This is a genomic window from Microbacterium sp. bgisy203 (assembly GCF_057706945.1).
Genome location: NZ_JBYIPF010000004.1, coordinates 58,995 through 72,038 on the forward strand (window position 1 = coordinate 58,995; position 13,044 = coordinate 72,038).

15 protein-coding genes are annotated in these 13,044 nt (G+C 70.2%); 4 read left to right on the forward strand and 11 right to left on the reverse strand.

Translation table 11 applies throughout. The annotated features are described in order from the left end of the window. Positions 1-107: 107 nt before the first annotated feature. Complete coding sequence (locus tag AC3ENQ_RS08095) at positions 108-1,025, forward strand: glycine betaine ABC transporter substrate-binding protein (RefSeq protein WP_431803451.1); 918 nt, start codon at positions 108-110, stop codon at positions 1,023-1,025. Between the two features lie 28 nt (positions 1,026-1,053). Here AC3ENQ_RS08095 and AC3ENQ_RS08100 read toward each other — a convergent pair whose 3' ends face one another. The 4 genes from AC3ENQ_RS08100 to purL form a co-directional block, all read right to left on the reverse strand. Beyond that, entirely contained in the window at positions 1,054-1,869 is an 816-nt protein-coding gene (locus tag AC3ENQ_RS08100; RefSeq protein WP_431803453.1) for a hypothetical protein, read from the reverse strand. Positions 1,870-1,878: 9 nt separating this feature from the next. Next, positions 1,879-2,766, reverse strand: coding sequence for an efflux RND transporter periplasmic adaptor subunit (locus AC3ENQ_RS08105; RefSeq protein WP_431803455.1), 888 nt, complete (start codon positions 2,764-2,766; stop codon positions 1,879-1,881). Between the two features lie 231 nt (positions 2,767-2,997). Further along, positions 2,998-3,138, reverse strand: coding sequence for a hypothetical protein (locus AC3ENQ_RS08110; protein WP_431803457.1), 141 nt, complete (start codon positions 3,136-3,138; stop codon positions 2,998-3,000). 5 nt (positions 3,139-3,143) lie between these two features. After that, positions 3,144-5,477, reverse strand: coding sequence for a phosphoribosylformylglycinamidine synthase subunit PurL (purL, locus tag AC3ENQ_RS08115; protein WP_431803459.1), 2,334 nt, complete (start codon positions 5,475-5,477; stop codon positions 3,144-3,146). Between the two features lie 214 nt (positions 5,478-5,691). On the opposite strand from purL, the gene AC3ENQ_RS08120 reads away from it, so the two are divergent. Together AC3ENQ_RS08120 and AC3ENQ_RS08125 are read left to right on the forward strand one after the other, a co-directional pair. Continuing rightward, positions 5,692-6,087: a VOC family protein gene (locus AC3ENQ_RS08120; protein ID WP_431803461.1), complete on the forward strand. Its 396-nt coding sequence runs from the start codon at positions 5,692-5,694 to the stop codon at positions 6,085-6,087. A gap of 19 nt (positions 6,088-6,106) precedes the next feature. Beyond that, positions 6,107-6,454 carry a TraR/DksA family transcriptional regulator gene (locus tag AC3ENQ_RS08125; RefSeq protein ID WP_431803463.1) on the forward strand — a complete coding sequence of 116 codons (348 nt, stop codon included), beginning with the start codon at positions 6,107-6,109 and terminating at the stop codon, positions 6,452-6,454. 87 nt (positions 6,455-6,541) lie between these two features. On the opposite strand, the gene AC3ENQ_RS08130 is transcribed toward AC3ENQ_RS08125, so the two are convergent. Together AC3ENQ_RS08130 and AC3ENQ_RS08135 are read right to left on the reverse strand one after the other, a co-directional pair. Next, positions 6,542-6,823, reverse strand: coding sequence for a hypothetical protein (locus AC3ENQ_RS08130; RefSeq protein WP_431803465.1), 282 nt, complete (start codon positions 6,821-6,823; stop codon positions 6,542-6,544). Positions 6,824-6,912: 89 nt separating this feature from the next. Continuing rightward, complete coding sequence (locus tag AC3ENQ_RS08135; protein ID WP_431803467.1) at positions 6,913-7,521, reverse strand: hypothetical protein; 609 nt, start codon at positions 7,519-7,521, stop codon at positions 6,913-6,915. Between the two features lie 154 nt (positions 7,522-7,675). Here AC3ENQ_RS08135 and AC3ENQ_RS08140 point away from each other — a divergent pair, with 154 nt between their 5' ends. Further along, positions 7,676-8,212, forward strand: coding sequence for a hypothetical protein (locus AC3ENQ_RS08140; RefSeq protein WP_431803469.1), 537 nt, complete (start codon positions 7,676-7,678; stop codon positions 8,210-8,212). A 189-nt stretch (positions 8,213-8,401) separates the two neighbouring features. Here the strand turns inward: AC3ENQ_RS08140 and AC3ENQ_RS08145 are convergent, their stop codons facing one another. The 5 genes from AC3ENQ_RS08145 to AC3ENQ_RS08165 form a co-directional block, all read right to left on the reverse strand. Beyond that, positions 8,402-9,388, reverse strand: a complete 987-nt coding sequence (locus AC3ENQ_RS08145) for a ferredoxin family protein (protein WP_431803471.1) — start codon at positions 9,386-9,388, stop codon at positions 8,402-8,404. Further along, positions 9,385-10,611, reverse strand: coding sequence for a cupin domain-containing protein (locus AC3ENQ_RS08150; protein ID WP_431803473.1), 1,227 nt, complete (start codon positions 10,609-10,611; stop codon positions 9,385-9,387). The genes AC3ENQ_RS08145 and AC3ENQ_RS08150 overlap by 4 nt, the downstream gene beginning before the upstream one ends. Next, entirely contained in the window at positions 10,608-10,865 is a 258-nt protein-coding gene (locus AC3ENQ_RS08155; RefSeq protein ID WP_431803475.1) for a BatC protein, read from the reverse strand. The genes AC3ENQ_RS08150 and AC3ENQ_RS08155 overlap by 4 nt, the downstream gene beginning before the upstream one ends. Positions 10,866-11,275: 410 nt before the next feature. Further along, positions 11,276-12,001, reverse strand: a complete 726-nt coding sequence (locus tag AC3ENQ_RS08160) for an HIRAN domain-containing protein (RefSeq protein ID WP_431803477.1) — start codon at positions 11,999-12,001, stop codon at positions 11,276-11,278. Positions 12,002-12,190: 189 nt separating this feature from the next. Next, positions 12,191-12,775 (reverse strand): hypothetical protein, encoded by a 585-nt coding sequence (locus tag AC3ENQ_RS08165; RefSeq protein WP_431803479.1) that lies wholly within the window; start codon positions 12,773-12,775, stop codon positions 12,191-12,193. Positions 12,776-13,044: the final 269 nt, after the last annotated feature.

Here is a 13,044-nt window from a genome sequence, read left to right on the forward strand (position 1 = left end):
CACCCCACAGACCAGGCGGGCCCATCACCCGCCGGGGGCGCGGAGACTCCGCGTCTGACACACAACGACCGATCCGTGCACAGCACACGGATGGAGAGGACGTCACGATGACCCAGAGAAAGCATGGGACCAAGAGAAGGAACGTTCTGAGCACGATCGCCCTGGCCGGTGCCGCGGCGCTGACCCTCGCCGGCTGCGCCGGCGGATCGGGAGATGCAGGGTCGGGCGACGGCCCGGCCGACCGTCCGGTCGAGATCGCCGTCTTCAACGGCTGGGACGAGGGCATCGCCGCGTCGCACCTGTGGGAGGCGATCCTCGAAGAGAAGGGCTACGACGTCGACCTCACCTACGCCGACGTCGCCCCCGTCTACCAGGGCCTCGCGCGCGGTGACTTCGACCTCGTGCTCGACACGTGGCTGCCGATCACGCACGCGACCTACATGGAGCAGTACGGCGACGACGTCGACGACCTCGGTGCGTGGAACGACGAGGCGAAGCTCACCATCGCGGTGAACGAGGATTCATCGATCACCTCGCTCGACGAGCTGGCCGCGGCATCCGACGACTTCGGCGGACGCATCGTCGGCATCGAGCCCGGTGCGGGCCTCATGGAGGTGACGTCCGAAGAGGTCGTCCCCGGCTACGGCCTGGAGGACATGGACCTCGTCGAGTCGTCGACGCCCGCGATGCTCGCGGAGCTGAAGAAGGCGACGGATGCCGGCGAGGACATCGTCGTCACCCTGTGGCGGCCGCACTGGGCGTACAACGCCTTCCCGGTCCGCGACCTGGAAGACCCGAAGGGGCTCCTCGGCGACGCCGAGAGCATCCACTCGGTCGCCGCGACCTCGTTCGCGGACGACTTCCCCGAGGTGCACGAGTGGATCTCGAACTTCAAGATGCCCAGCGACATGCTGTACTCGCTCGAGGACGCGATGTTCAACGCCTACGACGGCGACGACTACGGCCCCGTCGTGCAGAAGTGGATCGAAGAGAACCAGGACTGGGTCGACGGCCTGACGGCCTGACGCATTCTCGCGCACGTCCCCACGGACGTCACGGACGGGGTTCGGCAGCGGCCGGGCCCCGTCCGTCGTCTGTTCCCGGCGCATCGGGCGTGGGTGCGGGCGTGGGTGCGGGTGTGGGTGCGGGTGCGGGTGTGGGTGCGGGTCCGAGCGCGAGGGCCACCTTCTCCTCGAGCACCGTGATCGCATCGTCGGACACGACGATCAGCCCGTCCAGCTCTTCGCGCACGCGCTTGTACGCGACCTGGCGTTCGGCGGGCGTCGCCGCCTGGTCGACGGCGACCGTCAGCAACTGCTGCGCCGTCGCGAGGCGCTTGCGCTCACTCTCCGTGAAATCCGAGTCGCGCAGCCGGCGCGCCTCCCGTTCGGCGACATCGAAGGCGACCTCGTAGTCGGTGACCGCAGCCGCGTAGGCGGCAAGCTCCTGGTCGCTCGGATGAGCCTTGACCGACGCCGGCCGCAGCCGGTCGGCGGTCTTCTTCGCACGGAGGAAGGCAGCCGTGAGGGGCTGGCGGCCGTCGCTGATCGTCGGGAAGGCGATGAGCTTCGCGACGTCGAGCTCGTAGTCGAGCCATCGCGCCGTGACGGCGTCGTGCTCGGCGAAGAGCTTCTCGAGCTGCGGTTGGCTCGGGGTCGGCTTCGTCAGAGGGCGCGGGTCGGATGCCGTCGCCACCTGCCGGGGCGGATTCGCCGCCTTCAGTGCGGCCTTCGCCTGCAGGATCTCGAGACGGCGCTTGTGGCGGGCGCGCGCACCGAACTCCCAGCGCCGCGCGAAGCCGCCCGCGACGGCCATGATCGGGAAAGCCATCCACCAGTAGTCGCGGGCGAAGGCCCAGAACTCGTCCACGGAGAAAGCCTACGCGCGGCCGTTCCGCGGATCGTGCGGGTCGTCGTCGGCGTCGCGGGAGCGCGGCGTCGACATGCGCGAGAGGGCCTCTGCGCCGCGCGCCAGCATCGACTGAGTCAGGTTCTGCGCGATCTCCTGCGCCGAGGTCATCCATTCGGCGGGCGCGGTCATCGCGGGACGTGCGCTGTCGGGGCCGGGGCCGGCCGGCGCCGAGCCGGCGGCGCGGGCGCGGCGCCACGCCTCGGACTCCGCGGCCTCGAAGGAGCGGTACATCCGGGCCACGGCATCGCGGTAGGCGCCGAACTGGGCCGGTGTGATGCGGCTGGTCGCCGCGGCGGGCCGGAGCGCCCGGGCCCGGTGGTGGTCGGCGTGGAACGCGGCCGTCGCGGGGACGCGGGCGTCGCTCATCGCGGGGAAGGCGAGGACCTTCGCGGCATCCGTCTCATACTCCATCCACCGCGCCGTCAGGGCGTCGTCGGCTGCCATGACCCGCGCCAGGGGCAGGTGCGCGGGGTCGTCCGACCGAGCGCCGAGCGCCGCGCGATCGGCGGAGAGGTTCGCGCGGCGGGCGCGGAGGGTGGCGGAGGCCGCCTTGGTCTTGCGCTGCGCGGTGTCCAGAGCCCGACGGGCGGCGGCCACCTCTTCGCTCGTGCCGTAACCGGCGGTGCGCGCGGCCTGCGCGCGGGTCAGTTCGGCGCGGGCCGCCCGGACGCCGAGGCGCGCGGTCGTCGCGTCTTGCCGAGCGGTGCGCAGCGCCTCGCGTGAGGCGTCGTAGGCGAGCCGACGCGCCTTCGCGGTGCGTTGCCCGCGCAGGCCGAACCAGCCGAGGGTGCCCGCGCCGATCACGGTCGGCCCGATCCACCAGAACTCGGCGACCATCGCCCAGACCGGATCCACGTCGCCATGCTATCCATCGTGCCTGACAACGGTCGGGGAGTCTCGCCCGCACGCGGGTTACACAGAGGACTCCGGCTCGCCTGATGCTCGCGAATCACCACCCGATTCGCGAGTCACCGCCGAAATCGCGCGAATCGAGCGGTGATTCGTGAAAGCGGCGGTGATTCGCGTGCGGTGCGGTGCGGTGCGGTGCGGTGCGGTGCGGGGTGGGGTGGGGTGGGGGACCGCGCGTCAGCCGAAGATCAGGGCGAGGACGACGGCACCGCCGCCGCCGAGGATCAGCGCGATGATGACGACCCACGCGATGATGCGCGTGCGGCGTGCGCGCTTCGCGACGAGCGCATTGAATTCTTCGTCGGAAGGCTTGGTCATGCCGCTCAGCCTACGGGTTCGGCGACGGTCGGACCGAACACTGCCGGGAGAGTCCCCTGCGAGATGCCTCGGAGCTCGGGCACCGTGAGCGTGAAGACGTCCTGGATCTCGAGGGCCGGCTCGTCGCCGTCGGCGGCGGGGTCCGTCACGCCGATGCGCAGCACCGGGTAGCCGCGTCCTTCGCACAGCCCGCGGAACTTCACGTCCTCTTCGCGCGGCACCGACACGATGACACGTCCGGTCGACTCGGAGAAAAGGGCGGTCGCGGCATCCACACCGTCGCGCTCCATGATCTCGCGCAGCCACACGCGCGCCCCGACCCCGAAGCGCATGACGGCCTCGGCGAGAGCCTGCGCGAGGCCGCCGGAGGAGAGGTCGTGCGCGGACGAGACGAGTTCCTGCTGGGATGCCGCCTGGATCAGCTCCGCGAGACGCTTCTCCGCCGCAAGGTCGACCGCCGGCGGGCGTCCGCCGAGGTGGCCGTGCACCGTCCCCGCCCACTGCGAACCGCTGAGCTCGGTCGCGGTCACGCCGAGAAGGTAGATGTTCTCGCCGGCATCCTGCCAGCCCGAAGGGATGCGCCGGGCGACGTCGTCGATGATGCCGAGGACTCCCACCACCGGGGTCGGGAAGATCGGCACGTCGCCGGTCTGGTTGTAGAAGCTGACGTTGCCACCCGTGACCGGCACGCCGAGCTCGAAGCACGCGTCGGCGAGGCCGTCGACGGCCTGCCCGAACTGCCACATGACCTCGGGGTTCTCCGGGCTGCCGAAGTTCAGGCAGTCGGTGACGGCGGTCGGGACGGCGCCGGTGACGGCGACGTTCCGGTACGCCTCGGCGAGGGCCAGCTGCGCCCCGGCATACGGGTCGAGCTGGCAGTAGCGGCCGTTGCAGTCGGTCGCGATCGCGAAGCCGAGACCCGACTGCTCGTCGACGCGGATCATGCCGGCGTCATCCGGGAAGCTGAGCGCCGTGTTCCCCATCACGTAGTAGTCGTACTGGTTCGTGATCCAGCTCGTGTCGGCGAGGTTCGGGCTACCCAGCAGCTGCAGGAACTGCGCCCGCAGCGTGTCGGGGTCGTCGGTGCGGGGGAGGGCGGATGCCGAGTCATCCCGCAGCGCGTCGATCCAGGTCGGGTAGGCGACCGGGCGCTCGTACACCGGGCCGTCGACCGCAACGGTCGAGGGGTCGACGTCGACGATCTGCTCGCCGTGCCAGAAGATCTGCAGGCGACCGTCGCCGGTCACTTCGCCGAGGACGGACGTCTCGACATCCCACTTGGTCGTCACCGCGAGGAAGGCATCCAGCTTCGCGGGGGAGACGATCGCCATCATGCGCTCCTGCGATTCGCTCATGAGGATCTCTTCGGGCGTGAGCGTGGGGTCGCGCAGCAGCACGTTCTCGAGGTCGACGCGCATGCCCGAACCGCCGTTGGCGGCCAGCTCGCTCGTCGCGCAAGAGATGCCGGCGGCGCCGAGGTCTTGGATCGCCTCGACGAGCTCGCCGGCGTAGAGCTCGAGGCAGCACTCGATGAGGACCTTCTCGGCGAACGGGTCGCCGACCTGCACGGCGGGGCGCTTTGTCGGCCCTCCGTCGGCGAACGTGTCGGAGGCGAGGATCGACGCGCCGCCGATGCCGTCGCCGCCCGTGCGGGCGCCGAAGAGCACGACCTTGTTGCCGGCGCCGGTGGCGTTGGCGAGCTTGATGTCCTCGTGACGGAGGACGCCGACCGCGAGCGCGTTGACGAGGGGGTTGCCCTGGTAGACGGCGTCGAAGACGGTCTCGCCGCCGATGTTCGGCAGGCCGAGGCAGTTCGCGTAGAAGCTGATGCCGCTCGTCACGCCGTGGACGACGCGGGGGGTGTCGGGGTGGTCGATCGCGCCGAAGCGGAGCTGGTCCATGACGGCGACGGGGCGCGCGCCCATCGAGATGATGTCGCGGACGATGCCGCCCACGCCGGTCGCGGCGCCCTGGAAGGGCTCGATGTAGCTCGGGTGGTTGTGCGACTCGACCTTGAAGGTGACGGCCCAGCCCTCGCCGACATCGACGACGCCGGCGTTCTGGCCCATGCCGACCATGAGGCGCTCTTTCATCTCGTCGGAGACCTTCTGCCCGAAGCGGCGCAGGTAGATCTTCGACGACTTGTAGGAGCAGTGCTCCGACCACATGACGGAGTACATCGCCAGCTCGCCGCTCGTCGGGCGACGGCCCAGGATCTCGCGGATCTGCGCGTACTCGTCGGGCTTCAGGCCCAGCGCGGCGTACGGCTGCTCCTTCTCGGGCGTGGCGGCGGCGTTTTCGACGGTGTCGGCAACAGGCGAGGTGACGGGGGTGCTCACGCGGCGGGACTCCAAGACTCGGGAAGCCGGCGGGGGATGCCTCGAGTCTAGCCGCGCGCGCTGGTGGCGTCGGCGGGCTCGTCCGCGGCTCAGTCGGCGTTCACTCCCGGTTCGGTGCGAGCGCTTCCTCGCCGGGCTCCTCCTGTTCCGAGTCGTCTGAGCGCGCAGTGCAAGGGGCATCGCGTGTGTCCGGACCGGGTCGTAGAGTCGGCGCATGACCGGCATCACTCCCTACCTGCACTTCGACGGCGCGGCGCGTGCCGCGCTCGAGTTCTACCGCGACGTGTTCGGCGGCGAGATCGTTCTGAACACGTACGCCGACTTCGGGCGCGCCGACGGGCCCGCCGAAGCCGTCGCGCACGGCATGCTGCAGGGCCCCGTGGAACTGTTCGCGGCGGACACGGCGCCCGGCGAAGAGACGACCGTGCTGCGAGGCATCCAGTTCGCGTTGCTCGGCACCGCCGAGCCGGACGTGCTGGAGCGGTGGTTCGCGATCTTGGCGGCCGACGGCGGAGTTCTCGATCCGTTGACGCTCAAGCCGTGGGGCGATCACGACGGGCAGGTGCGCGACCGTTACGGGGTCACATGGCTGATCGGTTACCGGGGCTGATGAGCGCGGAGCTGCGTGCATGAGTGAGAGGGCCGATGTCGTGGCGGAGCTGCGGGCGCGGGCGGCCGAGCTCGATGCGCTGCTCGCCCGGCTCGCCGCCGACGACGCCGCGGTACGCGCCGACCGCGCCGATCAGACCGCCGACGACGAGCACGACCCCGAGGGGTCGACGCTGTCGGGCGAGTGGCAGCGTATCGAAGCGCTGCGCCGGTCGACCGCGGCCGAGCGCAGCGAGGTGAAGGCCGCGCTGGAGCGCGTCGCGGCAGGCACCTACGGCGTGTGCGTCGTGTGCGGCTCCCAGATTCCCGAAGGGCGGCTCGAAGCGCGCCCGTTCTCGACGATGTGCGTCGCGTGCGCCTCAGCGTGAGCACCCGCTCCCGCGTGTGAGCGCACCGCGCGCGCTCGTCTGGATCGTCGTCGAGCAGCGCGCGCGGTTCGCTCCGATGAGCGGGGTTCAGACTCTCTGGCCGGTCACCGGGTCCCAGTCGTCGTCGGGGTAGTCGATCACGCCGATGCCCACCGCTTCGTGGTTCGGTTCGGGATCGGACCTCTTGGCGGGCGCCTTCGGCTCCTCATCATGCGGCTTCTCGGTGCTCGGCTCGGGCGCTTCCGCCGCGGCATCCGTCTGTGCTCCCGGCTCTTCTCTCGGCTCTTCGGGCGCGGCGTCCTCGGGAGTGGCCTGGTCGGGAGTGGCCTGGTCGGGAGTGGTCTGGTCGGGAGTGGTCTGGTCGGACATGGGGACCTCCGTCGTGCCTGTCACCGTTCGTGAGACGAGTCTGCGCGTGCTCGGCGCGGTGCGCAGGGGGGTTGACAGCGGTGCGATGCCTACTCGAGTCCCATGTTCGCCAGGACGCCCGTCCAGTTTCGGGTGAACGCGCTGACGTCGCTGTCGTACTCGGACGCCGACGCCCAGAAGCCGTCGCCCCTCGTCGTCTCCGGCCCGAAGAGCGCCTCGACCGCGGACCTCAAGTCCGCCAGACCCTCACCGTCCTCGCGGTAGCCGGCCACGACGCGCACGTCCACCTTCTTCTCCTCGCCGATGGGCACCGCCGTGATCAGCGTCTGGCGCAGCACGTCCTCGGGGACGGCATAACGCGGCGGCATGTGTGTGCTCTCGTCGGTCGGATCGATCGGCTCCATCGACGACACGTCTGCGGGGGCGATCTCGACCTCGACCCTCAGGTTGCAGGCTCCCTCGCAGTTGTCCGCTCCGCGGTACGCCGTGATGCGCCAGGCGCCTTGGTGGGTATCGACGGACTCCAGCGCCGGGCTGATCTCACTCAAAGCATCGTTGATCTCAGCGTTGCTGGCGTTGGATGCACTGTCGAACGGAGAGCGGTTGTCGGCGAGGGGGATGAGGAAGCACCCGGCCAGCGTCGTCGCCAGAATCAGCGCGCTCACGCAGACGGCGAGCGTTCGTTTCCACACGCGCATGAGGATCCTTCGTGACGGTCCAGGGAGACTGAGCCTATCGACCGCGCCGCGATGACGCCGCCGACGCGCTCGCGGCGTCAGGATCGCGCCCGAACACGTATGTGACGCGTGAGGGTGACTGCGGCGCCGGCGGCCGCCGCGTAGACCGGAGGGCATGACCCTCACCTCACTCCTCCCGACCCTGCGGCGCAGCATTCCCGACCCCCTCGCCCGCGACGTCTGGCCGGTCCATACCGTCGCCGCTCGCGACGACCTCGTGATCGGCGGTGTCTCGCTCGTGCGCTTCGTCGCGCTGTGCGACACGCCCGCGGTGATGACGGCGCCGGCGGTGATCCCCCTGTCGGGCGGCGTGGCCTCACTCACCGCGACCACCTCGGTCATTGCGGTGCGCATCGTCCGCGTCGAGCGCAGCGACGGCGCCGCGGCCCTGCCGACTCTCGTCCTCGACGGAGCGTTCACGGCGTGTGCGCCGGAGTGGAGCCACGCGCGCGTCGTCGGTCGCATCTGCGTCGGCGCCGATCGGCGCTTCGCGGTGTCCGAGGCTGCGGGACGCGCGGTGGATGCCGTCACTCTGCTCCTTCCCGGCGACGTCACCGCGGGTGATGTCCTCGCCGTCCCGTGCGTCGGAGCCGTCTCGGTGGGCGATGTCCGCCCCACGGAACCCGCGCGTTCCGTCCTCGGGGCGGCGTGATGCTGCTCGCGACGATCGTGTGGGCACGGCGCTGCGCCCGTGTCGAGGCGGCGGCGTCCGCCGCCGGTTCCCCCGCCGGAGGGGCGGATGACCCGGCATCGCACACATCGGAGAGCGCGGCGGTTCCGCTGACGCCCGGAGCGTGACGGTCGTCTGACGGGGCGCGATGGTCGCGGGCATCCCGCACGTTCAGCGCCGTCGAGGCTCGATCGCGACGAGGGCGAACTGACGCACGGGTGCGGCGATCGTCGCCGTGCAGGTCGACAGCAGCGGATCCGACAGGGTCTCGCGCATCGTCACGGTGACCTGCGGCTGCCCACCTGACGCGCCGAGTCGCACGTGCACGAGGGTGCCGGCGGGCGCCTCCTGGCGGTTTTCGCCGAGCGGAGGCCACGCGTCGATGCCGTCGTCTCCGAATGCCGCCCGCGCGAAGGCCTGCGCCGCCTGTACCGGCATCGTCAAGGCGGTCCGTCCCCGGTAGAGCGCGGGCAGCACGAGACCGCGCGACGCCGCACCGACGATGTCGAACACGGCACCGGCGGTCACCCGCCCGTACGAGAGGCCCTGCGGCAGGAGAAGCATCGTCGCGGCGAACCGGTCGCCGCCGAGGTGGGAGCACTCCCATGTCTCTTCCGGGTACGCCGCCGCGAGAGAGGTCACGACCGGGCGTCCCTTCACGGCGCAGCACTGATCGTGGCGAGCGTGCGCACAGACGAGGTAGATCGGGGCCGAGGATGCCTCGGAACGCTCACGGTCGACGGCATCCGCCTCAGCGGCATCCCGCGGCACAGGATCCAGCGGCACAGTCAGCAGGTCTTCGGCCTCCGCCGCGAACCCCCAGCGCACCCCCTCGCGGCCGGGGCGGACATCGGCGACCGCCCAGCGCCAACCGGTCGTCGCCCGACGCTCGTCGGCGCGCCGGCCGGGCCGCCGGATCGCCACGGGACGGATCCCGGCCGCCTCCGCACGGCGCACGAGCGCTCGCCCGACGGTCGGGTCGAGGCGAGATTCGAGGAACGCATGCCGGCCCCAGGATCCGTCGATCTCGACGAGCAGCCAGCGCTCGCCGAAGCCCGCGGTGCCCGCGAGCGGGTCGGCGCGATCCGCCGAGCGGTCGCTGCACGGCTCCCACCGCCCCGCCTCGAGCCCCGTGGAAGGAAGCGCGGTCGCGCTCATCGGACGACGAGGACCGCCTCGCGCACGAGGCGCCGCGAGACGACGAGCGACGAGTCGGGGTCGAGGGCGGGGAGAGATCCGGCGGCGTGATCGGCGGAGGTCAGGGCGTGGATGGCTGCGCTCGCCTCGGCGGGCAGGGTGATCGTCCGATCGGGAAGGACGATGTGGACGCCGGCGTCGTCATCTTGCACGTGCGCCGGCAGCCCCGTGCGCCAGCCGACGATCGTGGACGGCGCGAGATCGGCGAGGAGGTCGACGGTCGCAAGCGGGCGGACCGGCGCGGGCCGGGTCGCGCGCTCGAACGCGCGCTCCATCCCGGCGCCGAGGGCGGAGGCATCCGCACGATCGAGCAACGCCCGCGCGGCCGAGACCGTGGCGGCGATGTCGTCGGCGAACGAGGGAGAGAGGTAGTCGACGCCGAGCGCGAGGGGGCGGCGGAGCTCGGGATCCTCACCCGCCTGAGCGACGAGGCGCTGGAGAACGTCGAAACGCGTCGCCGCGCGCACGCCGATCGTCAGGTGCACGGAGGTGCCGCCCTGCGCGACGGCGGAGTGGATCCAGCCGCGAGGGAGGTAGAGGACGTCGCCCGGCTCGAAGGTCGCGTCGATCGCGGGCGTCTCGCGGGCGCGGGCGGCGACCGCGTCGCGGTGGTCGCTCCAGGGCTGGTCGGCGAGCGGGTGCTCGTGCACCGGTTCGTGGATCGTCCAGTGCTTCGCTCCGGAGATCTGGATCACGAACACGTCGTGCGTGTCGTAGTGCGGATCGAATCCGCGGGAGGATGCCGGGGTGATGTAGGCGTTCACCTGCGCGGGATGCCCGAGGTCGGCCACCAGCTGGCGGGTGAAGTCGGCGATCGGCGCCCACGTGCGGTGCAGGCCCTGGAGAACCAGGCTCGCCCCGCCGGCGAATTCGCGGAGGACTTTCGCGGAGTCGAGCTGGTCGCCGATCTCGGCGCCGAACCCGCCCGAGCCGGTGAACGAAGGGGGCGAGAGGACGGAACCCTCGTGGGCCATGCGCACGAAGGGGGTACGGAGCGCGCGGTCGGCGACGAGGTCGTCCACTGCGGCGGCGCTGAAGAGGTCGTCGAAACTCCCCTGCGCGCGCGTCAGGAGCGGCTGCGTGCCCCAGTACTCCGACGCGAAGGCGTCGGGGTCGAGTCCGGTCAGCCGCGCGAGCGCGGGGGCGGGCCGACTTCTCGACCCGCCCCCGTCACCCGAACTCACGCAGAGCCGTCCGCGCCGCCGTCGTGGCCGCCCGGGTTGGCGCCGCCGTCGGCCGTGCCTTCGCCGGCCGAGGCCGAGCCGTCCGCGCCGCCGTCGTGGCCGCCCGGGTTGGCGCCGCCGTCCGCGGGACCTTCGCCGGCCGAGGCCGAGCCGTCGGCTCCGCCGTCGTGGCCGCCGGGGTTCGCTCCGCCGTCGGCGGGGCCCTCCCCGCCTGCGGCGCCCGTCGTCGTGATGTCGTCGTCGTTGATGCTCATGGGACCTCCCGGGTCTGCCGCCGTTGATTGTGGGCCGGAATCGACCCTCCAGCGTGACAGTACTCCCGCTGCTCCGCGCCGGGGAGGGGGTTGACGCCGTCGTGGTGGGCGGCGGCGCGTTCACGCGCCGAGGTCCGCGCGAACCACGGTGTGTTCGGCGCGGAGTCCGTGGGCGCAGCCCCACCCGGAACAGCAGCACCGTTCTTCGCCTCACGCGCCGAGCTCGTTCGGGGATCTAGGGCGAGCAGGGCTGGTGTCGGGAACGCGGCGAGATGACACTAGATGTCACGTAGAACGCGCGGTTTCGGGCGGCCGGGGTCGACTTTGTCGTGACACTTTCCCGGGGATGCCTGCATGGCGTGACAGAGCGGCGGCCGAGGGAGCTGCTGACTCATGTGGCCCCGGCGCGGTTAGTCTCGCTGTGCTTCGAGGCGGCAGAGCACGCGGACGTGGGCCGGAGCATCTGGATTCACGCGTTCAGCCACTGCGGTGATGGACCATCCATCCTTGATGCGGCTGTGCACATCCCCGCAGAGCCAGTCGGGCACGTATCCGAACTTCTGGCCATCGACGGTGCTGACAAGAACGGCCTTCGGGTTCACCTCGTTGCCCTCCTCGAGCTCGAGGCGAAGGTTCGCACCTTCCCCTAGCAACGCGATCGCGGCGTCGGCTTCAACGAAATAGCGGACACCAGATACGAAGAATCGGCTTGCTAGCCGGTCGGCTTGGGTGAGAGGAAGCTCGACTACGTGGAAGGTGTCTGTTGCTCGCCCGCCGCCCGTGCGAGCCAACACCTCGAATGGCACATCCTCCGGGCTGAGATCCTCGATTCCGAGCCAGCTGAGGTAGCGGTCGTAATTTGGGCGATCGACGGAAAGGATGCGATTCGCGAAGAACGCTGGGACTTCATCCGAGACGTAAGCGGCATCGCGATCGGGGTATTCAAGCAGTGGGACGAAGTCAGGGTCGTTCCACGCGCCCGCGAGATAGTGGAAGGCGAACCGCCCGCCGGGCAAAGCGTTGAGCTGGCCGACCTTGATGAAGAGCCTGGACGTCGGGTTCTGCCAGACGAGGATGAGAGTCCTTCGGCTCGCCGTGAGATCGAGCTGGTCGCGATCAAGTGCGTGAGTAGCCATCGAGCAACCTCCTCCGATTCGTCGCCAACAGCCGGAGAACGAATGTACAAGTGACCTCAGACATTATCGCGCGCGGGATCTGTGAGACGACGGAATGAACTGCATCTTCCGAGATCGCATCGAGTTGATCGATCCAGAACACGCGAGCCGTTGCCGATGCAAGCCCCAGTGCGTGCAACGCGAGATCCGTCAGCTTGGGCTTTCCGGCGAAGTGGTGGCTGGTTCCGCGCTCCACCCAGCGCATGAGTGGCCTTCGTCGTTCAACATCCGTAAACGTCTCTCGTCTCGCTCCTGGAAGCCGAGCGCGTTTCCGTGGTCGAACGAGGGCGCCAGTCGGCGCTCGTCTCCGCGGAGGATGACTGCCCAGTTCTCGTGGTGCCGATCGCGCCCCGCAACCCAGGCATCCATCAGGACATAGCCGGCCCAGGCGTCAAACGCGGTGAAGCCGCTCGGCCAGTCAACATCGGCTGGCGGCCCAACCTCGCCGAGGGCATCCCGGACTGCCATCGGTGTGTACCCCTGGTTCTCCCCTTGGACTGACTGGTCGTAGTCGGGGAATCGCGCTGACAGCACGCTGTTGCCATGATCGAGATACTCAAGGCGGTCTCGCAGTACCGATCTTGAAACGATCGCCCGTCGTCCCTCCAGCGTTGCCGGACGCACGGTCGCGCTCGGGACACCAAGCTTCTCCGCCAACTGGTGGACGGTCCACTCGGCCCAGTCCTCCCCGCTAACAGTCCCGTCGTGCTCGTCGAGACGCGCAAGTTTGAGCAACCACTGCCGCTACCCGAACATTGGGAGATCGACCCACCACTTCTCCTTGGATCCCATCGGTTCGTCGGCCTCGGCGGAGCCTCGTACGAAGTGGAGGGATTCCCAGGCGGTTGGCACGGGGTTGACGCTACCGGCGAGCCCGGCGGTCGGCCATCTCAATGGATGCGCGTTTCGTAGGACGTGTCGTGGCGACGCAGCTTCAGATGCCCTACTTCGTCAATGTCGGCGGCCTCGGGCATCATTGCGGACAGACTCGTCATGCTTGGCCT